This is a genomic window from Pseudomonas sp. PDM20, assembly GCF_014852575.3.
GTDB lineage: Bacteria > Pseudomonadota > Gammaproteobacteria > Pseudomonadales > Pseudomonadaceae > Pseudomonas.
Genome location: NZ_CM181224.1, coordinates 2544977 through 2567610 on the forward strand (window position 1 = coordinate 2544977; position 22634 = coordinate 2567610).

Below are 22634 nucleotides of genomic sequence, written 5' to 3' on the forward strand. Positions count from 1 at the left end.
GAGAACCATGTACAAGAAGAGTTCCCTGATCGTCCTTGCCACGCTGACGGCCCTGGCCGTCACCGATGCGCGTGCTGCCGTCTCGGCCGACCAGGCCGCCCAGCTCAAGAGCAGCCTGACGCCCATGGGCGCGGAAAAGGCCGGCAACGCCGCCGGCAGCATCCCCGCCTGGAGCGGCGGCCTGACTTCTGCGCCCGCCGGCTACAAGGGGCCGGGCTCGCACCATGTCGACCCGTTCGCCGGCGAGAAGCCCAAGTTCGTCATCACCAAGGCCAACCTCGACCAGTACAAGGCCAACCTGACACCGGGGCAGATCGCGCTGTTCAACGCCTACCCGGACAGCTACCAGATGCCGGTCTACGAGACCCACCGCACCGGCTCGGCGCCGCAGTGGATCTACGACAACATCTACAAGAACGCCACCAGCGCCAAGCTGGTGGAAGGTGGCAACGGCTTCTCCGATGCCTACGGCGGCGTGCCGTTCCCGATCCCGCAGAGCGGCGTGGAAGCAGTGTGGAACCACATCGCCCGCTACCGTGGCACCTACATCGTGCGGCGCTCATCCCAGGCCGGTGTACAGCGCAACGGCGCGTACGCGCTGGTGACCTCGCAGGACGAGGCGCTGTTCCGCTTCTACGACCCCAAGGGCAGCTTCGAGAAGCTCGGCAACACCATGTTCTACTACATGACCTTCACCACCGCCCCGGCCCGCCTGGCCGGTAACGGCGCGCTGGTGCAGGAGACCCTCGACCAGGTCAAGGAACCGCGCCAGGCCTGGGGCTACAACCCCGGCCAGCGCCGCGTGCGCCGCGCCCCGACGCTGGCCTACGACACCCCGATCGAAGACTCCGATGGCCTGCGTACCGCCGACGACACCGACATGTACAACGGCGCGCCGGATCGCTACGACTGGACCCTGGTGGGCAAGAAGGAAATCTACATCCCCTACAACAACTACCAGATCACCAGCCCGGAGGTTAAGTACAAGGACCTGCTCACCCCAGGCCACGTCAATCCCAAGTACACCCGCTACGAGCTGCACCGCGTCTGGGTGGTGGATGGCAAGCTGAAGGCCGGCGCGCGGCACATCTACTCGCGCCGCACCCTCTACCTCGACGAGGACAGCTGGGGTGCCGCCGTGGTGGACCAGTACGATGGTCGCGGTGAACTGTGGCGTGTGTCGCTGGCCTACCTGAAGAGCTTCTACGAGCAGCCGATGGTGTGGACTGCGCTGGACACCTTCCACGACCTCCAGGCACACCGCTACAGCATCCAGTGGCTGGACAACGAGGAGCCGGGCACCGCTGACTTCAGTCAGCCGGCGCCGGACGATTCCAACTTCAGCCCGTCGGCGCTGCGCCGCAAGGCATCGCGCTAAGCGTGTGAACGACAAAGGCCCCGAAGGGGGCCTTTGTCTTTTTCGTCTCCCGGGCGCTGTGACGGGTCAGGCAGGCGCTCGGGGTAGGATGGCGTGGAGCGCAGCGATACCCATCGTCCGGCAGCGCTCCGAACCTTCCGCTACGCCCGTGCCTGTGCCTGTGCCTGTGCCTGTGCCTGTGCCTTTGCCCGAGACCGAGCTTCGGCGGCGGCGTACAACTGGGCTGAATCTTTTGCGAGGTATTCCAGGCAGGCGAATGTGCCGGCCAGCACATCCGTCGACGGATTCCCGTGGTCGGAAATACCGGCGAGGAAACTGAGCATATTGCACAGGGCCTGATGACGGCAGTCGGCGGCGTCTTGGAGCGACAGGTTGGAAATGTCGTCTTTGAGGTGGAGCAGGGATGGTGCTGTGAGATTCATGGTTGTATCCCCTATTTGCGGAGTTTCCACGTCCTGACGCCAATCAGGGTGGGTGGACCGTACAGGTTGGCGTACCGGAATAGGAGACCGGCGCATCCGAAGATGCCCTGCACGGTCCCCCCATAACGCAGGTGCAACCATGCCAGGTACCGAGAGATTCTCGGCACCTTCCTATTTCCGGGACGCCAATCCCGAACTGCCCAGGTGGGGCAGCGAGGCAAAGTTAGGGACTCAAGGGTAGGGTGTCAATCCAGCCGTGCTGGCCGTGAGGTCGGGCGGATTAAACGCGTCGCTGTATGCGCCCTGCGGAGTGCGCAGGCTCGGAAGTGCGGCGCCGGACGGGCTTGATGGGTATCGCTGCGCTCCACGCCATCCTACTTCGAGCCTGGATCATTTTCGGCGCCGGGTAGGGCTGAGATCGTAGGGCGGGCTTCACGCCATCGGCGGCAACCGCCGCTTCACCGGGCTCTTCTTGACGATGGCGGTGTTGGTCTCGGCGAAACCGTTTAGGTGATCGAGAATCTCGTCCAGTTGCTCCATGGAGCGCACGCACATCCTGGCGTAGAAACAGTCCTCGCCAGTCACCTTGTCGCACTCGGTGAATTCGGGGATCGCCAGGATCTGCTTCTCCACGTCCTGCAATTTCCCCGGCAGCGGGCGCACCCGGACGATGGCCTGTAGCTGGTAGCCGAAGGCGCGCGGGTCGACGTTCACCGTGTAGCCGGTGATCACCTGGCGCTCCTCGAGCTTGCGCAGGCGCTCGGCGACGCTGGGCGAACTCAGGCCGCTGACCTGGGCCAGGGCCTTGAGGGAAAGGCGCGAATCCTCCATCAGCGCGGAGATCAGCAATTGGTCGATGTCGTCGGTCATCTTTGCCTCGAAAGGTGAAGTCGAAGAGTTGCCTTGATAATAAAGGTGATCTCTGGGATTTGCCTGCGCCAGGCGATGGAGTGCACGAATCCACCTGTTCATACTGATCACCAACAAGCGGAGGTGATCCATGAACGAATCCATCAGACGCGGCACCCTGGAAATGATCAGCGCCATGCTGATCTGCGGCACCATCGGCTGGCTGGTGGTGGTCTCGGGCCAGCCGGTGCTGGACGTGGTGTTCTGGCGCTGCGTGTTCGGCGCCGCGACGCTCCTGGTGATCTGCGCGGCCATGGGATTCCTGCGCCCCGGCATTCTCACCCGCGCCACCTTCGGCCTGGCGCTGCTCAGTGGCGCGGCCATCGTCGGCAACTGGGTGCTGCTGTTCGGCTCCTACTCGCGGGCGTCCATCGCCATCGGCACGGCGGTCTACAACGTGCAGCCGTTCCTGCTGGTGCTGCTGGGCGCGCTGTTCCTCGGCGAGAAGGTCACTGCGCAAAAGCTCGCCTGGCTCGGCGTTTCCTTCGTCGGCATGCTGGCCATCGTCAGCGCACACGGCGAGGCGGGGCAGGTGGGCAGCGACTATCTGGGCGGCATCGCCCTGGCCCTCGGCGCGGCGGCCCTGTATGCGGTGGCGGCGCTGATCATCAAGCGCCTGACCGGCGTGCCGCCACACCTGATCGCGCTGATCCAGGCGGTGACCGGCGTCCTGCTGCTGGCGCCCTGGGCGAACCTGTCGCCATTGCCGCAGGCCACCAGCGCCTGGGCCAGCCTGGCGACCCTGGGTATCGTGCATACCGGCATCATGTACGTGCTGCTCTATGGCGCGATCCAGAAACTGCCCACGGCGCTGACCGGCGCGCTGTCGTTCATCTACCCGATCGCCGCGATCTTCGTCGACTGGTTCGCCTTCGGCCACCGCCTGACGCCATTGCAATGGCTGGGCGTGGCCGCCATCCCGCTGGCCGCCGCCGGCATGCAGCGCGGCTGGAGCCTGAACCTGAGGCGCCTGGCCTGGCGCTGAAATCCGTGCTTGCCTGACAATGCCGGGGAACCTGTGCCGCCGGGCACAGGTCCTGTAGGCGGCAGAAATCAAGCAAGGAACGGACTATGACTGCGGCTGCCCTGACGGCAGATTCATTCAGCCTGAAAAGGCCTTCATCACGATTCATTCATCTGCTGGGCGTGGCTGCGCTGCTGGCGCTGGCCGGCTGCAGCAGCCGCGCACCCAGCGTTCCGGAGCCGACCCCGGAAGAGGTGCGCGGCAAGCTGGCCAAGTTGATTCCCGCTGGCGCTTCCGACCGCCAGGGCTGGGCAAAGGACATCCAGGTCGCCTTCACCACCCAGCGCATTCCGGCGACCACCGAAAACCTCTGTTCGGTCGTGGCGATCACCGAGCAGGAGTCCAACTTCAAGGCTGACCCGCCCGTGCCGGGGCTGGGCAAGATCGCCCGCGCCGAGATCGACCGGCGTGCGGGCAAGGTGCATGTGCCGGGCTTCCTCATCGATACCGCGCTGGCGCTGAAATCGCCGAACGGCCGCACCTACAGCCAACGCCTGGCGAGTGCGAAAACCGAGCGGGAGCTGAGCGCGATCTTCGATGACTTCATCGGCGGGGTACCGCTGGGCCAGCAGCTGTTCGGCCGCTTCAACCCGGTGCATACCGGCGGGCCGATGCAGGTCAGCATCGAATTCGCCCAGGCCCATGCCGAAGGCTATCCGTACCCGGTGGACGGCAGCATCCGCCGCGAGGTGTTCAGCCGTCGTGGCGGCATGTACTTCGGCATCGCCCATCTGCTCAGCTACCCGGTGAACTACCCGCGCCAGCTGTACCGTTTCGCCGACTTCAACGCGGGTTGGTACGCCAGCCGCAACGCGGCGTTCCAGCGCGTGGTGGCGGACCTCACCGGCATCACCCTGGCACTGGATGGCGACCTGATCCTCTACGGCAGCTACGACGCCGGCAGCACTGAAAAGGCGGTGCGCACACTGGGGCCGAAGCTGGGCATGAGCGAAAGGGAAATCCGCCGCGACCTGGAGCTCGGCGACAAGCCGGAGTTCACGAAGTCGGAGCTCTACACCAAGGTTTTCGCGCTGGCCGAACGCGCTGCTGGCAAGTCGATGCCGCGGGCGATGCTGCCGGGCATCACGCTGCACAGCCCGAAGATCACCCGTCAGCTCACCACTGCCTGGTTCGCCCAGCGCGTCGACGAGCGCTACCAGCGCTGCCTGGGGCGGGCGCCGTAGTGCTTGATCAGTCGCCCTCGGCGGGGTCGCAGACGCCGCTGTCGCCGTTCGGGCCGGTGTAGGAGACGCTGACAGTACCGTCGTCGTTGGTGCTGATCTGCACGGTCACGCCTTCACCCTTGGCGACCACGGTGCTGTCGGTGTTCTGCGTGACCTTGGCTTCCTGGCCATTGATGTAGACCGGCCCGTTCTCGTCGGTGTGGATCTGGATATCGTTCGGGCAGTCGTAGTTGAGCATGGGGATGGCGGCAAAGGCGGGCTGCACAACGATCAGCGATGCGGCGATCAGTAGCGATTTCATGGCGTCTCCCAGACGAATGCAGGCACGGCGCATGGCCGTGCGGACATTCTCAGCTTAGTGCAGCCGCCGTTGGCCGCTACAGCGGCAAGGGACGCAGGCGCGCCGCCGGTTCTGCTTCGGTGCCGCGCAGGACGAGGCGGGTGATGGTCGCCGCTGCCGCCTCGAAGTCATCGGCGGCGGGTTGCGCCTTGCCGGTAATCATCGCGATCTGCCAGTCGAAATCGACGTAGGTGCGGGTGGCCGCGGAGATACTCAGCAGCAGGTGCTGCGGGTCTACCGGGGCGAGCAGGCCGCGGTCGATCCAGGCGGCGATGCATTCGACGTTGCGGCGCGACCCCGCGCGCAGGCGCTGCAGCCACTCCGGCGGCAGGTGCGGTGCGCCGTGGAGCATTTCGCTGGCGAACACCTTGTAGGCGTGCGGCCACTGCCGGGCGATGTGCAGGCGCGCGCGAATATGCGCGGGCAGCGCCCAGGCGGGGTCGTCGCACTCGCGCGGCAGGGCGGCGGCTTCCAGCACCGCGTCCACCACGTTTTCCAGCAGGCGCAGGTAGAGGTTCTCCTTGCTCTGGAAGTAGTAGTAGACGTTGGACTTGGGCAGCTCGGCGCGGCTGGCGATGTCCTGGGTCTTGGCGGCGGTGAAACCCTTCTCGGCAAACTCTTCGCCTGCGGCCAGCAGGATGCGCTGACGGTTGCGATCACGGATGCTGAGGGCAGGGCGTTGTCGGCGTCGCGTCGGGGCAGGCGCGGTCTGGGGCATGGGAAAACGTCGGGGCAGTGAAACGAAGATTCAGAATATAACTTTCTATATAGCGATTGCCACCCACCGGATTGACTGGCGGATGGCCATTTATCCGCCAGTAGATTGAACCTGCCGTATGACGGATCTGTCAGACCAAATCTGAAACCTGGGAAGGGTCTGAAATGCTGTTCGTAGTCATGCTGGGCGGACGCCATCCGCGCGCGCGGATCGAAATCCACGATGTGGCTTTCGTCATTGGCGACAACCTGAAATCCACCTACCCGCAATTGCGCGAGTCCTGGTTCGGTAGCCCGGATGGCCTGCACATCGACTCCTGGCTGGAAGTGGACGGCGTCGAGGCCTACCGCGTCGAGTTCAGCGAGGCAATGCCGGCGCCGGGCGAGCAACGGCTGTTCTTCGTCAACCTGGGCGGCTATGAACTGGGCAGCTTCGGCGAGGCGCACCAGTACGTGCTGGTGGCCGCGCGCGACGCCGCCGACGCCAAGGTGCGCGCCAAGCGTCGCATGCCGCGCAGCTGGGACAAGGCGCACACCGACGCGGTGATCGACGTCGACGACTGCATCGCCATCGACCAGGTCGGCGGGCGCTACGTGCACCTGGTGGAAGGCGAAAGCCGCGGCATTGTGCAGCGCAGCGACTACATCGTGTTGTGAGCCTTCATGCTGCTGACACGGCCCTGTCATAAAACCTGACGTATATAGGGCGCATAGCCGCCCCCGTGCCGAGGTAAAGATGACCGAGAAACGCCGAGTCCTGTTCGTCTGCATCGCCAACGACGCCCGCTCGCCGATGGCCGAAGCACTGCTGCGGCACGCCGATGGCGAGCATTTCGAAGCGTTCAGCGCGGGCATCCACCCGACCACCATCGACCCCCGCGCGCGCAACGTGCTGGAGCACGCCGGTATCTCCGCCGAAGGCCTGCGCAGCAAGTCCATCGACGAATTCCGCGGCCAGCACTTCGATTACCTGATCGACCTGTGCGACAAGTCCACCGACGAGGGCGACGAACTGCCGACCTCCAGCGAAGTGATCGTGTGGAACTTCGCCGATCCGGCCCACAGCGAACAGCACGACCCGTTCCGCCATACCCTGCAGGAAATCAGCGATCGCCTGAAGCTCTTCGAAATGGTGAAGAACCGCGACTGAAGCTTCCGGCGATGACAAAGCAAAAAGCCCGCACGGATGCGGGCTTTTTGCTTCGTAGGCCACAGGATTTCGCCGTTGCCTGGGGAGGATTGGCGGCGGATTCCCGTAGAGATGGGGCGCTGGTCCTTCAGCGCAAGGGCATTCTGGCCACTCCGCATGACAGAGCGGTGACCGTCCGGTGAACAGGTGATGGCAATACGCTGGCGGCCCTGTATCACTCGGCGGCATGAGCACTATCGATCCCGACAAGTGGTCAGGCGCGGAGTGCCTCGATAGAGTCACGGTCAAAGTCATGTCCGCGGCGTTGCGTGTCAGCGCCTGTGTGACCCGAATCGGAGTGCCTATGAAGTCCCTGTCAGATATTGCCTTCTCCATGCTCGACCTGGTGCCCGTGCGCGACCAGGGCAGCGCTGCCGAGGCGCTGAACAACGCCGTCGAGGTTGCCCGGCACGTCGAGCGCCTGGGCTTTACCCGCTACTGGTTGGCGGAGCACCACAACATGGACGGCATCGCCAGCTCGGCCACCGCCGTGCTGATCGGCCACATCGCCGGCAAGACCGAGCGCATCCGCGTCGGCTCCGGCGGGGTGATGCTGCCCAACCATCCGCCGCTGGTGGTGGCGGAGAACTTCGGCACCCTGGAAACTCTGTACCCCGGCCGTATCGACCTGGGCCTGGGCCGCGCGCCCGGCGCCGACCAGGCGACCATGCGCGCCCTGCGTCGCGATCGCCTGGGCGACGGCGCGGACTTCCCCGAGCAGGTTGCCGAACTGGAAATGCTCCTCGGCCCGCGTCGCTCGCAGCAGTCGCTGCTGGCAATTCCGGGGGAGGACACCAACGTGCCGATCTGGTTGCTCGGCTCCAGCCTGTTCAGCGCCCATCTGGCCGCGCAGAAAGGTCTGCCCTATGCCTTTGCTTCGCACTTCGCGCCGCGCTACCTGCACGACGCGCTGCGCATTTATCGCGAGAACTTCCAGCCCTCGGCGGTGCTCGACAAGCCCTACGCCATGATTGGTGTGCCGCTGGTGGCCGCGCCGACCGACGAGGAAGCCGAATACCTGGCGACCACCGCCTTCCAGCGCGTATTGGCGCTGATCCGTGGCGACAGCCTGAAACAGAAACCGCCGGTGAAGAGCATGGCCGGCCTGTGGCTGCCCCATGAGCAGGATGCGGTGGGCAATTTCTTCGGCCTGGCGGTGATCGGCGGCCCGGAGAAGGTGCGCAGCCGCCTGGAAATCCTGCTGGAGCAGACTGGTGTGGACGAGATCATCTTCACCAGCGACATCTACGACCACGAGCTGCGCCTGCGCTCGCTGGAAATCGTTGCCGGTCTGCGCTGATCGAGGCTCTTCGTAGGACCGAGGGGGGCGCCTAGCCCTTGCTCGCGAATGGTCTCGCAGCGGGGCTGGGTTCGCGAGCAAGCTCGCTACAGGACTGCGCCGAGCCTCGCCTTCAGGATCGCCCCATGGGCGCAATCGCGGGCATGGCCCGCTCCTACAGGGAGATTCAGCGTCCGAGAATGGCGTAGGAGCAACTGTCTTTCCCTGGTAGTTCGGTGTTTGTGCTTTCCCCCTCACCCCAGCCCTCTCCCTCAGGGAGAGGGAGCAAATCGTGCCGGCTGACGCTGTGGTTTCATCCGGCACCGAACGGTCCCCTCTCCCTCTGAGCGGGGCGCGCAGCCAGGGTTAGGGTGAGGGCCGATCCGAGCGCAGATCTATCCGCCTGCATCGGCAGAAACCTGCGGCAGCAAATGGGGGGGCTTCAGGCCTCGCCGTCGTCCTTCTTCTTCAGCAGATCCGCCAACCCGGCCAGGCCCTTGTGGGTGACCTTCGGCCCTTTCGCGCCCGCGTCGTTGCTGTTCTGGTAATGCAGGTCCACCTGTCGCTGGTGCTCGTTGTCGTGGCAGAACAGGCAGAGCAGCTCCCAGTTGGAGCCATCCTCGGGGTTGTTGTCGTGGTTGTGGTCGCGGTGGTGGACGGTCAGCTCGCGCAGGCGCACGCCGCTGAACTCGCGGGCGCAGCGCCCGCAGATCCAGGGGTACATCTTCAGGGCTTTTTCGCGGTAGCTGGTTTCGCGGCGGCGCTGGGCTTCGGCGAGGACGGCGTCGACTTTGCTGGTGGGCTGGTTCATGGCTCGTAGAAGAGAGTGTGGAATCGGACTTCCAGCATAAGTCCGCTGCCGCGCGCTGGCTACGGCCTGGGCGTATCCGGGCGCGACCAGATCCACAGGTTGCCAACTGCCATGCCGAGGATCACTGCATACAGCCAGAGGCCGTGGGGCAGGGTGATCAGCATGATCGCAAGCGCCACGAGCATCGCGAGGCTGGCGCTGATCTTGGCGCGGCGCGCGACGGCGCGGCCATTGCGCCAGTTGTGCAGGATGGGACCGAACAGCCGGTGGTTCTCCAGCCAGGCGGACAAGCGCGGCGAACTCTTCGACGCGGCCCAGGCGGCTAGCAGGACGAACTCGGTGGTCGGCAAACCCGGCACCACCAATCCCACCATGCCCACACCGAGGCTGGTGTAAGCCAGCAACGCGAATGCCAGTCGGGCCAGCCGCGAGCGCGCGGGGCCGAAGGGATTGGCGCGCGCCGCATCGGCAGGCGCGCGCTCGAGGGCGTCAGACGGCGGCGGGAGCACTGTCGTAGCTGTGCTGCAGCAGTTCGGAGAAGCGCTCGAAAGCGGCCACGGCGCCGGCTTCGGCTTCGCGCTCTTCGGCTTCGCTCAGCTCCAGGCCGTCGAGGGTGCGGGTGAAGCGCTTCCAGCCTTCGGCACGGCCGCCTTCGGGCTCGCCCAGGTGGCGGGCGCCGGTGTTTTCGTCCAGGCCCAGCGCGGCGACGCGCTTAATCAGGAAGGCGGCGCCGAGCTTGGAGCCTTCGGAGACGAACAGCCAGCCCAGGGCGTGGGCCTGGCTCGGGTTGCTGATGGCGCCGGCAACCGGGGCGGGCACTTCGGTGTCGAGGTCGGCCAGGTCCAGGCGGGCCTGTTCGGCGCGGCAGCGCTGCGGCAGGTCGGGGAAGATCTTGCCCAGCTCGGCGTCCTGGTACAGGGCCTGCAGCTCGGACTGGAACAGGTACTGGGCGACCACGAAGCGGGCGAAACGCTCGCGGCTGGAGAAGGGCTCGCGGGCCTTCACGGCGTGGTCGAGACGCTCGTGGGGGGCGTGGGTCAGCGCGTTCAGGCGCTGCGAGCGCAGGGCGGGGAGTTCCAGGGTGGTCATGTCCAATTCCTTGAAATTACAGGTCTTTACAGACGAGACGAACGAGTTCGGGGAAAGCGTAAAGATTGTCGGCGTTCACTGTGCGGGCGCGCTTTTGCAGGGGGCATAACGCGTCAGCGTTATCCGCCGCGCCGGGCGGCGGACAACCTGTTCCAGGTTATGCGCCCTACGCTCAGCAAGGGCGCTTGCGCATCAGATATCCCACACCAGGTTGATCGCGAAGTTGCGGCCCGGCTGGGTCAGGCGGTCGAGGTTGGCCGGGGCCAGTACCGAGGCTTCGCCGACGCCGTCGTAGCCGCGCACGTCATCCCACAGCCAGTACTTCTTGTCGGTGAGGTTGTACAGGCCGGCGTTGAGGGTCAGGTCGTCGGTCAGCTTGTAGTAGCCGGTCAGGTCGAGGATGCCGAAGCCCGGAGTCTTGAACTGGCTGCTGGTGCCGTCGGGGGCGTTGAACTGGCTGTCGTCCACGCGGGTCTTGCGCTTGACCAGGGTCCAGTCGAGCAGGGCGCCGTAGCGGCCGGCCTGTTCGTCGTAGCCCAGGCCGAACACGCCGGTGAGCGGGTTGACGCTGTTGATCGGCTCGCCGGTGTCCTTGTTGCGGCCGTAGGCATAGGCCACCGAGCCCTTGGTGTAGAGGCCCTGCGGCGCGCCGAAGGCGCCCAGTTCCAGGCGGCCCTTCAGCTCCACGCCCTTGATGATGGCGTTCTTGATGTTGTTGCTGGTGAAGGTCGGCTCGTCGTAGCCGGGGGTGATGGCGTCTTCGTTGATGAAGTCGCGGTACTTGTTATAGAAGACCGCCACGTCGAACGAGCCTTCCTCGAAGTTGCCGCGCAGGCCGGTCTCGTAGCTCTGGCTGCGTTCCGGGTCCAGGTCCGGGTTGGGTTCTACGCGGTAACCGGTGGTGGGATTGTCGAAGCGGCCGTAGAGCGCCTTGGCGGTAGGGGTGCGGAAGCCCTGGGCGTACTGGCCGTACCACAGGTAGTTGTCGTTGAACGAATAGGTCACGCCGAGCTTGGGCGAGAGCTGGTGCCAGCTCTTGTCTTCGCTGCTCACTTCGCCTTCGCCGCTCTGGTCGACGGTGTTGAGGAACTCGTCGGTGATGTGCGGCTTCAGGCGGGTGTGGTCGTAGCGCAGGCCGGGCAGGAAGGTCCAGTCGTTCCAGCGGATCTCGTCCTGGGCGAACAGGGCGTAGGTGTCGATGGTCGGATCGGGAAAGTCGCTGCTGCGGGCCAGGCGGTCGGAGGCCACCGAGCTCGGGCCGCCGATGGTGGTGCAGGTGCGGCTGACGGCCAGGCAGGTGGCGTCGCCTTCGCGGTAGCCGGTGACCTTCTGGCGCTTGAGGGTGGTGCCGTAGGTCAGCAGGTGGTCGGTGTCGCCCAGGGCGAAGGCCTTGTCCATCTGCAGGTCGAGCACCCACTGGCGCTCCTTGTACTGGGTCTCGCGGGTCCGCAGCACCTGGCGGGTGATCGGGTAGTAGAACTCGTCGGTGCTCTGGTCGGTCTTGGCGATCTGGTAGTTGAAGGTCCACTTCAGGTGATCGGCCACCGCGCTGTCCAGCAGCATCTGGTGTTCCAGGCCGTAGCGTTCGCGGGTGATGGTGTCGTTGCCGGTGCGCCACTGGTACATGCCGCCGGGCAGCACGCTGTCGGGGATGGTCGGTGCGCCGTTGAAGTACGGGCCGCCGTAGGCGCTCTTCTGGTCGGTGTCGACGTCGTCCTTGTACTTCTCGTAGACCAGGCCGAAGCGGCTGCCTTCGGCGTAGTTCCAGCCCAGTTTCGCCAGCACGTTGGTGGTGCGAACGTCTTCGGGGTTGGCTTCGGTGCGCGAAAGGCCGGTGCCGCCGGTGCTGCCGTAGGACTCGGTCTCGTGGCCGTTGCGCTGGCTCAGGTGCAGCAGGCCGTCGAAGTCGTCGTGGCGGCCGGCGACGGTGGCGGAGGTCAGCCAGCTGTCATCGGCGGAGCTGTAGCCGGTCTTCAGGCGCGCGCCGACGTCCTGGCCGTTCTTGATGATGTCGTCCGGGTCGAGGGTGAAGTAGCTCACCGCGCCGCCGATGGCGTTGCTGCCATACAGGGCCGAGGCCGGGCCGCGCAGAACTTCCACGCGCTTGACGATTTCCGGGTCGACATAGTTGCGCTCGGTCTGCGCATAGGGGCCGTTGAAGAAGCTGTTGGGGATCTCGACGCCGTCGATCTGCGTCAGCACGCGGTCGCCGTCGATGCCGCGGATGTTGTAGCCGGTGATGCCGGCACGGTTGCCGGTGCCGCCGACAGAGACGCCGGGCATATCGCGCACCAGCTCCTTGATGCTGTTGACGTTCTTGCGGTCCAGTTCTTCGCGGCTGACGACGTTCACCGTGGAGGGTACCGAGGTGACGCTCTCTGCCTGGCGGGTCGCGGTGACGGTGAGCGGTTGCATCTCGGCGACGGAGGAGAGGTTGCGCTCCAGCACCACGTTGCGCGGGCCGAGCTGGCGCACGGTCAGGCCAGTGCCGCCGAGCAGGGTCTTCAGCGCGCGCTCCGCCGGCAGGCGGCCGCTGACGCCCGGAGAGACCACGCCGTCAGCCAGGTCACCGGCCACGCCAACCTGCCAGCCGGTCACCGCGCTGAAAGCGTTGAGTGCCTGTGGCAGTGGTTGGCGGGCGATGTCGAAGCTGTAGCCGGCCTGGGTCTGGCTGGCTTCCGCCGCCTGGGCGGAAGTGGCCGGCAGGCTGGCGAGGCCGATGGACAGGGCGAGCAGCGAGATGCTGGCCGGCGCGGACAGCCGGCGCAGAGGGGCACGCGAAGAAGCAATGGTCATCGAAGGGCTCTCTTAGTCAGTCTTTGTTCGCATTCGTAAATGCGAATCTATTGCATTGGCTTCTGACTAAACGAACGAGCCTTTCGGATCGCGTAAAAAAACTTTCTGCCGTGTGGCGGGGGCTCAGTTGAGGATCAGCAGTTTCGGGTATTCGTGCAGCTCGGCGGAGGTGATCTGCGCCAGCGAACGTGCCACGCCCAGCGGGTCGTCCAGGCGCCAGTTGCCGGTGACGCTGACGTTCTCCAGGCGCTCGTTGGTATTCACGATCCAGCCGGGGTAGTAGCGGCGCAATTCGGCCAGCACCTGGCTGAGCGGGCAGTTCTCGAACACCATGCGGCCCTTTACCCAGGCCAGCTGGGATTCGGCCTCGGCGCCGTGCTGGCGCTCGCCGAAGCCCTGCGGGCCGACACGGATGCTGTCGCCGGCACCGAGGCTGACGCGGGCGTCGTCCAGCCGCGTGCGCAGGTCCACTTCGCCACGCTGCACGCTGACTTCCGCCTCGTTGCCGAGGTAGCGCACGGCGAACGCGGTGCCGCGCACCGTGACCTGCACCGGCCCGGCCTCCACCTCGAAGGGACGGCTGCGGTCATGGGCGACGTCGAAGAAGACTTCGCCGCGGTAGAGGCGGGCAACGCGCTGCTGGTCGTCGACCTTGCTGGAGAATGCGGTGTCGGTGTTGAGCAGTACGTTCGAGCCGTCGGCCAGCTGGACTTTCTGGCGTTCGCCGACCGCGGTGAGATGGTCCGCACGCAGGCGCGTCAGCAGGTCGCCCTGCACCACGACTCCGATGGCGAGTACCAGCGCCGCGGCCGTGGCGACGGGTTTCCAGAAGCGCCGCGGGCGACGCAGCGGCCGGACTTTTTCCTGCGCCCGTTTGCGTTCCAGGCGCGCAGCGGCAACCGGCAGCAACGGTGACTGCCACGCATCGCGCACGCGCTGGTAGGCACGCGCGTTGCCTTCGCTGGCGGCGAGCCAGGCATCGAAGCGCGCGCGGGTGGCGGCGTCCATGTCGTCCTCGAGGATCAGCCAGTCGAGGGCTTCGGCCATCTGCTGGTCGTCGGGCGGCGCGGCGTGGGGCAAGGGGCGATCCTCGGGGCGGTGCTGGGGTGGTGAGCCGCGCATTGTTGTCGAATCGGCCGGCGAACGGTAGTCCGTCATACCGATTCCTCAAGGCGGCTGACCAGTCCGACACAGATCGCCATGATCAGTTTCAGTTCCTTCTGCACGGTGCTGGGCGAGATGTCGAGCTGCTCGGCGATCTCCGCGTAGCCGCAGCCGTGCAGGCGGCTGAGGATGAAGATGCGCTGCTGGCGCTCGCTGAGCTCTTCGAGGGTGGCGCCCAGGCGTTCGAGCAGCTTTTCCGCGTGCAACTGGTCCTCGGCGCTGGAGCCCGGCGCCGGTACCGCCTGCACCACATCGAAAGGCACGTCCTCGAGCATGGTCCGCGACTGCATGCGCAGGTGGCGCAGGTGGTCCAGGGCGAGGTTGCGGCCGGTCTGGAAGAGGAAGGGTTCCAGGTGATCGATGCGGCGTTCGAGCAGGGTACGGGCGACGCGCAGGTAGGTTTCCTGCACCAGGTCTTCGGCGATGCTCGGGTTCTTCACCATCCGTACGAGCGTGCGCAGCAAAGGCAGGCGCTGGGCCAGGAAGACCGCGTCGAGGTTGGAAGTGCTCACAAGGGCGTCCAGCAGGAATAATTTTTAAATGATAATCAATATTATTCAGAGGAGACGCATGGCACAAGTCTATCCGTGGTTCCGGATGTGTAGGCGCCAACGAAAAAAGGGCGAGGCGCGCGGGGCGCCTCGCCCATTCCCTCAGCCGGCCGGTGAGGGGTAAGCGGGACTCAGGAGCGCACGGGGCGTGCGTTCAGGCGGGGCTGGTCGTTGGCCGGTTGTGCCTGGTCGGCTGCTTCCGGGCGGCTGTTCCAGTGCGGGATGAGGATGCCGGCGGCGATCAGCGCGGTGACGGTGAAGCCGATGAACACGGTGTAGGTGTCGAAGTAGCCTGGCAGCAGGCCACCGAGGATCGCGCCGACGGAGCCGCAGCCATTGACGAAGCCCGCCGCGGTGCCGGCCGCTTCGCCGGTGCCGAAGTCCACGGCGGCGGAGCCGCTGATCATCGAGTCCGGTCCGTACAGGGTCAGGCCCATCATGAACAGCAGGGCCAGCACCAGCAGGCTGCTGCCGGTCTGCATGGCCGGGACGAACAGCGCCAGGCAGACGGTCAGGCCGAGCAGGCTGATCACGCAGGCGGGCATGCGCCGCGCGCCGAAGATGCGGTCCGAGGCATAGCCGATCAGGATCGGCCCGAGCAGCCCGGCAACCTCGAAGGCCGACGGCAGGATCGCCGCGCCGACCTTGCCCAGCCCCGGCATGCGTTCGTAGACGATCACCGGGCCCCACAGCAGGATCGCGTAGCGCGCCGGCTTGAGCAGGAAGTACGCCAGCCCCAGGGTCAGCACGGTGCGGTTGCGCAGCACCTTGCCGAGGATGCGCAGGGACTTGCCGTTCGCGCCCTCCTGCTTGAAGCCGGCGTAGTTCACCGCCCCGGGTTGCTGCACATCGGCTTCCACCGGCGGCAGGCCGACGTCCTGCGGGCGGTTGCGTTGCAGCAGCAGGAACAGGATGGCGACCGCACCGACCACCGCGGCGGTGGAGTAGAACGCCGCATGCCAGGTACCGAACACCTCATAGGCCCACCAGCCGGCGAAGGGCGAGGCGACCAGTCCGCCGAAGGCGTAGCAGGTGCTCCACAGCCCGAGCACGCGGCCGCGCTCATGGGTGGCGAAGAAGCTGCCGATGTTCTTGCACAGCCCGGACCAGCCGGTGGATTGCGCCAGGCCCTGGACCACCATGCAGGTGGCGAAGATCGGCAGGGTGGCGAAGCTGCCCATCACCAGCGCGGCGACGGCGGAGATCAGCAGGCCGCCGAACACCACCACGCGGGGGCCGTAGCGGTCGGCGAAGACACCCCAGGTGAACTGGCCCACCGCGTAGGCGGTGAGGTAGATGGCGTCGAGGTTGGCCATCGCGATCTTGTCGAGATGGAAAGTGGGGTCTTCGGCGATGCCGAGCTTGGCCACCGAGAAGGCTTTGCGGGTGAAGTAGAAGGCTGCGTAGGCCAGCCAGGTGATGGCGAAGATCTGCCATTTCCAGCGCGCCAGCGAAGCGCGCGGCGAAGCGGTGCCGTGAGGGTTGAGCATGATCTGACCTCTTTGTTGTTGTGCTGTGCCGGCAGTCAGTGGGTAACGCCTTTTTTATTTTTGTTTTCGAAGCACGTCGCACCGTCTTTGCGGTGCGGGTCAGAAGCGCTGGAGCTGTTCTGTACCGCCTTGCTGAACCCATCAGGTTCGGCGGCGGTGGAGGGATGGAAACAATTTCGAATAAATAACTGAAATCGATTTATCAGATTTCAAAAATAAGCTGAGCTTGTATGACAGAGGGCCATGACGTTAGTGTTCTGCGCGAATGACTTTGTAGTCGCTTTCCGTCTGCTGGTGAAAAGACGGTCAGAACCTTCCCGCCGAGGCGTGCCCATGTCCGTTTCCCACGCTCAACTCAAGGCCTTCCATGCCGTTGCCGTACACGGCAGCTTCACCCGCGCCGCCGAGCGACTGTTCCTCACCCAGCCGGCGATTTCCGACCAGGTGCGCAAGCTGGAGGAGCGCTACGGCGTGCTGCTGTTCCACCGCAACAAGCGCTCGGTACGCCTGACTGAACTGGGCGAGCGCCTGCTGGCGGTAACCCAGCGGCTGTTCGTGATCGAGGCGGAGGCGCAGGAGCTGCTGCAGGAATCCAGCGCGTTGCAGACCGGCAGCCTGACCCTGGCGGTGGACGCGCCGGTGCACGTGCTGCCGCAGATCGCGCGCTTCTGCCAGCGCCATCCGGGCATCCGCGTGAAGCTGGAAACGGGCAATACCGACGAATCCCTGCAACGCCTGTTCGACTACCAGGCGGACCTGGCGCTGCTCGGCCGCGAGGTGCAGGACGAGCGCCTGCTGACCTTCACCCTGCGCAGCGACCCCATAGTCGCCTTCGTCGGCCGCAGCCATCCCTGGGCCGGGCGCGAGTCCATCGAACTGGCCGACCTCGACGACACGCCGCTGGTGCTGCGCGAGCAGGGCTCGGTGACCCGGCAGATGCTCGAGGCGGAAATGGCCCGCGCTGGCTGGCGCATCCGCCCGGCCATCGAGGTGGAAGGCCGCGAAGCGTCGCTGGAAGCAGTGGCGGTGGGGATTGGCGTCGGCGTGGTGTCGGCTGCCGAACTGGGGGCGGATGCGCGCGTGCATGCGCTGCCGATCCTCGACTGCCACTGGCGCATGAGCGAGACGCTGGTGTGCCTGCGTGAGCAGAGCACCCGGCGGATCGTGGCGACCTTTCTCGATCTGGTGAAGGAAGACTTGCCAGCGGAGTAGGGCGGCTGTTCGCATCCATCCGAAGGTTCCGTCGCACTCGTAGGGCGAATAACCCGGAACGGGTTATCCGCCAGGACGGCGGATAGCGCCCTGGGCGTTATGCGCCCTACAGGGGATATCGGCGCGCGGCGCTGTTGTAGGAGCAACTGTCTTTTCCTGGTAGTTCGGTGTTTGTGCTTTCCCCCTCACCCCAGCCCTCTCCCTCAGGGAGAGGGAGCAAATCGTGCCGGCTGACGCTGTGGTTTCATCCGGCACCGAACGGTCCCCTCTCCCCCTGGGAGAGGGTTAGGGTGAGGGCCGATCCGAGCACAGATCTATCCGGTAGGAGCAAGCCATGCCCGCGATCGCGCGCAGGGCGACGCTCCTGCAGTCGATTCAGGCGATGACCCTCAGCCCTCCGCCAATTCCAGAAACGCACTGACCACCCGCAACCCCCGGCGCCGCTCCAGGCAGCCGATGGCGTGGCGGTTGAGCAACCCATCGCCACCCAGTGGGATGGCCTTTACCCGTGGGTCCGGGCTGACCTCCAGCGACGACACGATGCCGATCCCCAGCTCCGCTGCCACCGCTTCGGTCACGGCCTCGCGGCTGTCCAGTTCCAGCAGCACGCGGGGCTCGACCGATGCCGCCGAGCAGGCCGCATCGAAGGTGCGCCGGGTGATCGAGTCAGGCTCGCGCAGCACCATGATCTGCCGGTCCAGCTCCCCCAGCGGCAGTTCGCCAGCATGCTCGCTCCAGGCGTGGCTGGCCGGCACCAGGGCGCAGATGCGCGACTCCACCAGCTCGCGCAGGAACAGTCCGGCGCGCGGCTCCACCTCGGTCAGCACGGCGATATCGACGTGCTCGTCCATCAGCGCGGCGAGGGTCTCCTGCGCATTGCCCAGGCGCAGGTTGACGGTGATGCCGGGGTAGCGCGCGCGCAGCCGGGCAAGCATCGGCATCACCAGGTGCGGGCCGTCGGCGGCCACTTCGATACGCCCGGTCACCAGCTCGCGGCTGGCGTCCAGCACGGCTTCGGCTTCCTCCTCCAGGGCAAACAGGGTGCGACTGATGGCCGACAGGCGTACGCCATCTTCTGTCAGCTCCACGCCGCGCGCGGTGCGGCGGAACAGATTGACCTGGTAGTGCTCCTCCAGCGCCTTCACGTGCCCGGTCACGGCCGGCTGGCTGATGAACAGGCGCTCGGCGGCGCGGGTGAAGCTGCGTTCGCGGGCGACGGCGTCGAAGGCGCGGAGCTGGAAGAGGTTCATGAGGTATATGTCCGGCTTATGCAGTGCATCGTGATAAACAATTTGAACGATATCTTCCCGGCCGGCAAGTTATGCCCAGGCCGCCGCGAACCCGCCCCGGCCCAACCGAATTCAGCCCTGACGACGTTCCCACGAAAGAGGAATCGAGCATGAGCACTGCCGAGCGAGCCCCCATCCTGCTGACTCCCGGTCCGCTGACCACGTCCCCCCGCACCCGTCGCGCCATGATGGTCGACTGGGGCTCCTGGGACCGCGACTTCAACGACCTGACCGCCGACGTCTGCAAGCGCCTGCTGGCGATCATCCACGGCGAGGCGACCCACACCTGCGTGCCCCTGCAGGGCAGCGGCACCTTCTCCGTCGAAGCCGCCATCGGCACCCTGGTACCGCGTGACGGCAAGGTGCTGGTGCTGATCAATGGCGCCTACGGCAAGCGACTGGCGAAGATCTGCCAGGTGATCGGCCGTGAGTTCAGCACCTTCGAAACCGAAGAAGACGTGCCGACCACCGCCGCCGACGTGGACCGCCTGCTCAGCGCAGACCCGAGCGTCACCCATGTGGCGCTGATCCACTGCGAAACCAGCACCGGCATCCTCAACCCGCTGGCCGAGATCGCCAGGGTCATCGAATCCCACGGCAAGCGCCTGATCATCGATGCCATGAGTTCCTTCGGCGCGCTGGACATCGACGCCCGCCACATCCCCTTCGATGCGCTGATCGCCGCTTCCGGCAAATGCCTGGAAGGCGTACCGGGCATGGGCTTCGTCTTCGCCCGCAGCACCGCCCTGAACGCCAGCGCCGGCAATTGCCACTCGCTGTCCATGGACCTGCAGGACCAGCACGCCTACATGGCCAAGACAGGCCAGTGGCGCTTCACCCCGCCGACCCACGTGGTGGCCGCGCTGCACGAAGCGCTGAGCCAGTACGAGGAAGAGGGCGGTCTCGCGGCCCGTCATCAGCGTTACGCAAACAATTGCCAGACTCTGCTGGCGGAGATGGCCGAACTGGGGTTCCGCAGCTTCCTGCCGGCCGAGATCCAGGCGCCGATCATCGTCACCTTCCATGCCCCGAGTGACGCCCGCTACACCTTCACCGAGTTCTACAACCGGGTGCGCGAGAAGGGCTTCATCCTCTACCCGGGCAAGCTGACCCAGGTGGAAACCTTCCGCGTCGGTTGCATCGGCCAGGTCGACGCCAGCGGCATGCGCGCCGCCGTCGCGGCCATCGCCGAGACGCTGAAGGAAATGGAAGTCTTCGAAATCTGACGCCCGCCCGAATTCTCACAGGATTGAACGCCATGAATTACCAGCAACCCAAGCAACTGCAAGCCGTCATCCTCGACTGGGCCGGCACCGTGGTCGACTTCGGCTCCTTCGCGCCGACCCAGATATTCGTCGAGGCCTTCGCCGAGTTCGGCGTCCAGGTCAGCCTGGAAGAAGCCCGCGGCCCGATGGGCATGGGCAAGTGGGACCACATCCGCACCCTGTGCGACATCCCGGCCATCGCCGAACGCTACAAGGCCAAGTTCGGCCGCGTGCCGAGCGACGATGACGTCACCGCCATCTACGAGCGCTTCATGCCGCTGCAGATCGAGAAGATCGCCGAGCACTCGGCGCTGATTCCCGGCGCGCTGGATGCCATCGCTGCGCTGCGCAAGGGCGGTCTGAAGATCGGTTCCTGCTCCGGCTACCCCGCAGTGGTGATGGAGAAGGTCGTCGCCCTGGCAAAGACCAACGGCTACGTCGCCGACCATGTGGTCGCTACCGATGAAGTGCCCAACGGCCGTCCGCACCCGGCCCAGGCACTGGCCAACGTGATTGCCCTGGGCATCAACGACGTGGCGGCCTGCGTGAAGGTCGACGACACCTGGCCGGGCATCCTCGAAGGCCGCAGTGCCGGCATGTGGACCGTGGCGCTGACCTGCTCGGGCAACGCCCTGGGTCTGACCTATGAGCAGTACAAGGCGCTGCCGGCGGAGAAACTGGAGCAGGAACGTCGCCGCATCGGCCAGATGTTCGAAGGCTCGCGCCCGCACTACCTGATCGACACCATCGCCGAACTGCCGGCGGTGATTGCCGACATCAATGCGCGCCTGGCGCGGGGTGAGATGCCGCAGGGCAGCTGACGCCTGGTGTTCATGAAAAAGGCCCGCTTTGTGCGGGCCTTTTTCATGGGGGGTAGTGCATACGGTCGCGGGCCATGCCCGCGATCAGCGCCGACAGGCGCGACTGTCAGCAGTAATCAGTTCACAACGTTCCGCACAAACCGCACCAGCACATCCCCATGGTTCTGGTAGGAAAACGGCTGGTTGCTCTTGAATACGTGGAAACCGCCGGCGTCGACCTCCACCGTTTCCTCGGCAAGGACGATGGTCAGCCGGCCTTCGATGACATAGGCCATGTCGTACCAGCCTTCGGCATCGGGCTCGGCGTTGTAGCGGTCGCCGGGGGCGAGCGTCCAGTGCCAGAGCTCGGCCTGACGGGTGGCGGGGGTGCTGGCGAGGAGGGTGCCGCGGCTGTCGGCCTGTTGGCCGCCCCAGGCGACGGCGTCGACGCGGGACAGGCCGCCGGTGGACGGCGGGCGAACCAGGTCGGCGAAGGTGACTGTCAGGGCGGCGGCGATGCGGTCGAGGGTGGCGAGGCTGACGTTGGTGTCGCCGCTCTCGATGCCGACCAGCATCCGCCGGCTGACGCCCGATGCCTTGGCCAGCGCGTCCTGGCTGAAGCCGGCATTGCGGCGGTGCGTCTTCACGTTATCGGCGACGTGCACCAGCACGCTGGGACGTTCGGAAGGAGTGGGCAGTATATTGCTCATTCTGGCCTTTTTGCGCATTATGTTGCGCATAACAGTCAACCAAGAAATCCCAACCGTTGCAACGCCTGTTCAGGTCCGCATCATGCCTCGCTCTCGCTTTATTTCCACTGCCTTCCCCATTCTCATCCTGATCGTGTCCATGGCCTCGATCCAGACCGGCGCATCGGTCGCCAAGAGCCTGTTCCCGGTGCTCGGCGCCGAAGGCGTGACCTCCATGCGCCTGATCTTCGCGGCCATCCTCCTGCTGGCGATCCTCCGCCCGTGGCGCACCTCGCTGCGCGGCAAGCCGCTCAAGCCGCTGTTCATCTACGGCGTGACGCTGGGCCTGATGAACCTGACCTTCTACATGGCGCTGCAGACCATTCCGCTGGGCGTTGCCGTGGCGCTGGAGTTCACCGGGCCGCTGGCAGTCGCGCTGTTCTATTCGCGCAAGCCGATCGACTTCCTGTGGATCGCCATCGCCGTGGTCGGCCTCGGCCTGCTTCTGCCGATCGCCGACTTCGGCCACGGCATCGACCCCAAGGGCGCCGCGCTGGCGCTGGGGGCGGGCGTCTGCTGGGGGCTCTACATCATCTTCGGCCAGCGCGCCGGTAACGACCTGGGCGCGCAGGGGGCGGCGCTGGGCATCAGCATCGCGGCGATCTGCGTGGCGCCCATCGGCCTTGCGCACAGCGGCATGGCGCTGTTCGACATCAGCCTGTTCCCGGCGTTGCTGGGCGTGGCGATCCTCTCCAGCGCCTTGCCCTACACCCTGGAAATGGTGGCGCTGACTCGCCTGCCGGCGCGGACTTTCGGCACCCTGATGAGTATCGAGCCGGCCTTCGGCGCGCTGTCCGGCCTGGTGTTCCTGGGCGAGCAGCTGACTTCGCATCAGTGGATCGCCATCGGCGCGATCATCGTCGCCTTGGTGGGCACGACGCTGAGCAGCCGGCCGAAGCCGGCGCTGGTTACCGACTGATCCTCCCTGCGCTACGAAGAAGCCGCCCTTGGGCGGCTTTTTGCTTTTGTAGGATGG

23 protein-coding genes are annotated in these 22634 nt (G+C 65.8%); 10 read left to right on the top strand and 13 right to left on the bottom strand.

Going from position 1 to position 22634, the window contains the following annotated elements:
• Nucleotides 1-7: 7 nt before the first annotated feature.
• Nucleotides 8-1378 (top strand): DUF1329 domain-containing protein, encoded by a 1371-nt coding sequence (locus tag IB261_RS11860; protein WP_081516732.1) that lies wholly within the window; start codon nt 8-10, stop codon nt 1376-1378.
• A 140-nt stretch (nt 1379-1518) separates the two neighbouring features.
• Here the strand turns inward: IB261_RS11860 and IB261_RS11865 are convergent, their stop codons facing one another.
• Together IB261_RS11865 and IB261_RS11870 are read right to left on the bottom strand one after the other, a co-directional pair.
• Complete coding sequence (locus tag IB261_RS11865) at nt 1519-1800, bottom strand: hypothetical protein (RefSeq protein WP_192383015.1); 282 nt, start codon at nt 1798-1800, stop codon at nt 1519-1521.
• Nucleotides 1801-2232: 432 nt separating this feature from the next.
• Nucleotides 2233-2670 (bottom strand): Lrp/AsnC family transcriptional regulator, encoded by a 438-nt coding sequence (locus tag IB261_RS11870; protein WP_138216592.1) that lies wholly within the window; start codon nt 2668-2670, stop codon nt 2233-2235.
• Between the two features lie 130 nt (nt 2671-2800).
• Here IB261_RS11870 and IB261_RS11875 point away from each other — a divergent pair, with 130 nt between their 5' ends.
• Complete coding sequence (locus IB261_RS11875) at nt 2801-3694, top strand: DMT family transporter (RefSeq protein ID WP_192383014.1); 894 nt, start codon at nt 2801-2803, stop codon at nt 3692-3694.
• Nucleotides 3695-3780: 86 nt separating this feature from the next.
• Nucleotides 3781-4917, top strand: coding sequence for a DUF1615 domain-containing protein (locus IB261_RS11880; RefSeq protein WP_412548398.1), 1137 nt, complete (start codon nt 3781-3783; stop codon nt 4915-4917).
• A 7-nt stretch (nt 4918-4924) separates the two neighbouring features.
• Here IB261_RS11880 and IB261_RS11885 read toward each other — a convergent pair whose 3' ends face one another.
• Together IB261_RS11885 and IB261_RS11890 are read right to left on the bottom strand one after the other, a co-directional pair.
• Complete coding sequence (locus IB261_RS11885) at nt 4925-5218, bottom strand: hypothetical protein (protein ID WP_081516735.1); 294 nt, start codon at nt 5216-5218, stop codon at nt 4925-4927.
• Between the two features lie 76 nt (nt 5219-5294).
• On the bottom strand, nt 5295-5975 hold the full coding sequence (locus IB261_RS11890; RefSeq protein ID WP_192383013.1) for a TetR/AcrR family transcriptional regulator: 681 nt from the start codon (nt 5973-5975) through the stop codon (nt 5295-5297).
• A gap of 164 nt (nt 5976-6139) precedes the next feature.
• Here IB261_RS11890 and IB261_RS11895 point away from each other — a divergent pair, with 164 nt between their 5' ends.
• From IB261_RS11895 to IB261_RS11905, 3 genes are all read left to right on the top strand, one after another.
• Nucleotides 6140-6631, top strand: coding sequence for a DUF1543 domain-containing protein (locus IB261_RS11895; RefSeq protein WP_081516737.1), 492 nt, complete (start codon nt 6140-6142; stop codon nt 6629-6631).
• Nucleotides 6632-6710: 79 nt separating this feature from the next.
• Nucleotides 6711-7124, top strand: a complete 414-nt coding sequence (locus IB261_RS11900) for an arsenate reductase ArsC (protein WP_192383012.1) — start codon at nt 6711-6713, stop codon at nt 7122-7124.
• 343 nt (nt 7125-7467) lie between these two features.
• Nucleotides 7468-8463, top strand: coding sequence for an LLM class flavin-dependent oxidoreductase (locus IB261_RS11905; RefSeq protein WP_081516739.1), 996 nt, complete (start codon nt 7468-7470; stop codon nt 8461-8463).
• A 421-nt stretch (nt 8464-8884) separates the two neighbouring features.
• Here the strand turns inward: IB261_RS11905 and IB261_RS11910 are convergent, their stop codons facing one another.
• The 7 genes from IB261_RS11910 to IB261_RS11940 all read right to left on the bottom strand — a co-directional run bounded on the left by IB261_RS11910 (nt 8885) and on the right by IB261_RS11940 (nt 16343).
• Entirely contained in the window at nt 8885-9253 is a 369-nt protein-coding gene (locus tag IB261_RS11910) for a YajD family HNH nuclease (RefSeq protein WP_081516740.1), read from the bottom strand.
• Between the two features lie 59 nt (nt 9254-9312).
• A complete protein-coding gene (locus tag IB261_RS11915) occupies nt 9313-9762 on the bottom strand; it encodes a YbaN family protein (RefSeq protein WP_427871377.1) in 450 nt (149 codons plus the stop codon).
• Nucleotides 9743-10342, bottom strand: coding sequence for a biliverdin-producing heme oxygenase (locus tag IB261_RS11920; RefSeq protein WP_192383011.1), 600 nt, complete (start codon nt 10340-10342; stop codon nt 9743-9745). Before IB261_RS11920 ends, IB261_RS11915 begins: the two co-directional genes overlap by 20 nt.
• A gap of 192 nt (nt 10343-10534) precedes the next feature.
• Nucleotides 10535-13138, bottom strand: a complete 2604-nt coding sequence (locus IB261_RS11925) for a TonB-dependent receptor (RefSeq protein WP_192383010.1) — start codon at nt 13136-13138, stop codon at nt 10535-10537.
• Between the two features lie 123 nt (nt 13139-13261).
• Nucleotides 13262-14185 carry a FecR family protein gene (locus tag IB261_RS11930; RefSeq protein ID WP_081517063.1) on the bottom strand — a complete coding sequence of 308 codons (924 nt, stop codon included), beginning with the start codon at nt 14183-14185 and terminating at the stop codon, nt 13262-13264.
• A 107-nt stretch (nt 14186-14292) separates the two neighbouring features.
• On the bottom strand, nt 14293-14814 hold the full coding sequence (locus IB261_RS11935; RefSeq protein ID WP_081516743.1) for an RNA polymerase sigma factor: 522 nt from the start codon (nt 14812-14814) through the stop codon (nt 14293-14295).
• Between the two features lie 170 nt (nt 14815-14984).
• Entirely contained in the window at nt 14985-16343 is a 1359-nt protein-coding gene (locus IB261_RS11940) for an MFS transporter (protein WP_081516744.1), read from the bottom strand.
• A 333-nt stretch (nt 16344-16676) separates the two neighbouring features.
• Here IB261_RS11940 and IB261_RS11945 point away from each other — a divergent pair, with 333 nt between their 5' ends.
• Nucleotides 16677-17555 (top strand): LysR substrate-binding domain-containing protein, encoded by an 879-nt coding sequence (locus IB261_RS11945; protein ID WP_192383009.1) that lies wholly within the window; start codon nt 16677-16679, stop codon nt 17553-17555.
• A 389-nt stretch (nt 17556-17944) separates the two neighbouring features.
• On the opposite strand, the gene IB261_RS11950 is transcribed toward IB261_RS11945, so the two are convergent.
• The gene (locus tag IB261_RS11950) at nt 17945-18805 is read right to left on the bottom strand and encodes a LysR substrate-binding domain-containing protein (RefSeq protein WP_151186702.1); all 861 of its coding nucleotides are present in this window, start codon (nt 18803-18805) and stop codon (nt 17945-17947) included.
• 149 nt (nt 18806-18954) lie between these two features.
• Here IB261_RS11950 and IB261_RS11955 point away from each other — a divergent pair, with 149 nt between their 5' ends.
• Both IB261_RS11955 and phnX read left to right on the top strand, forming a co-directional pair.
• The gene (locus IB261_RS11955) at nt 18955-20070 is read left to right on the top strand and encodes a 2-aminoethylphosphonate--pyruvate transaminase (RefSeq protein ID WP_192223094.1); all 1116 of its coding nucleotides are present in this window, start codon (nt 18955-18957) and stop codon (nt 20068-20070) included.
• Between the two features lie 32 nt (nt 20071-20102).
• On the top strand, nt 20103-20930 hold the full coding sequence (gene phnX / locus IB261_RS11960; RefSeq protein WP_192383008.1) for a phosphonoacetaldehyde hydrolase: 828 nt from the start codon (nt 20103-20105) through the stop codon (nt 20928-20930).
• Between the two features lie 116 nt (nt 20931-21046).
• Here phnX and IB261_RS11965 read toward each other — a convergent pair whose 3' ends face one another.
• Nucleotides 21047-21649: a helix-turn-helix domain-containing protein gene (locus IB261_RS11965; protein ID WP_081516749.1), complete on the bottom strand. Its 603-nt coding sequence runs from the start codon at nt 21647-21649 to the stop codon at nt 21047-21049.
• A 52-nt stretch (nt 21650-21701) separates the two neighbouring features.
• Here IB261_RS11965 and rhtA point away from each other — a divergent pair, with 52 nt between their 5' ends.
• Nucleotides 21702-22577 carry a threonine/homoserine exporter RhtA gene (gene rhtA, locus IB261_RS11970; RefSeq protein ID WP_192383007.1) on the top strand — a complete coding sequence of 292 codons (876 nt, stop codon included), beginning with the start codon at nt 21702-21704 and terminating at the stop codon, nt 22575-22577.
• Nucleotides 22578-22634: the final 57 nt, after the last annotated feature.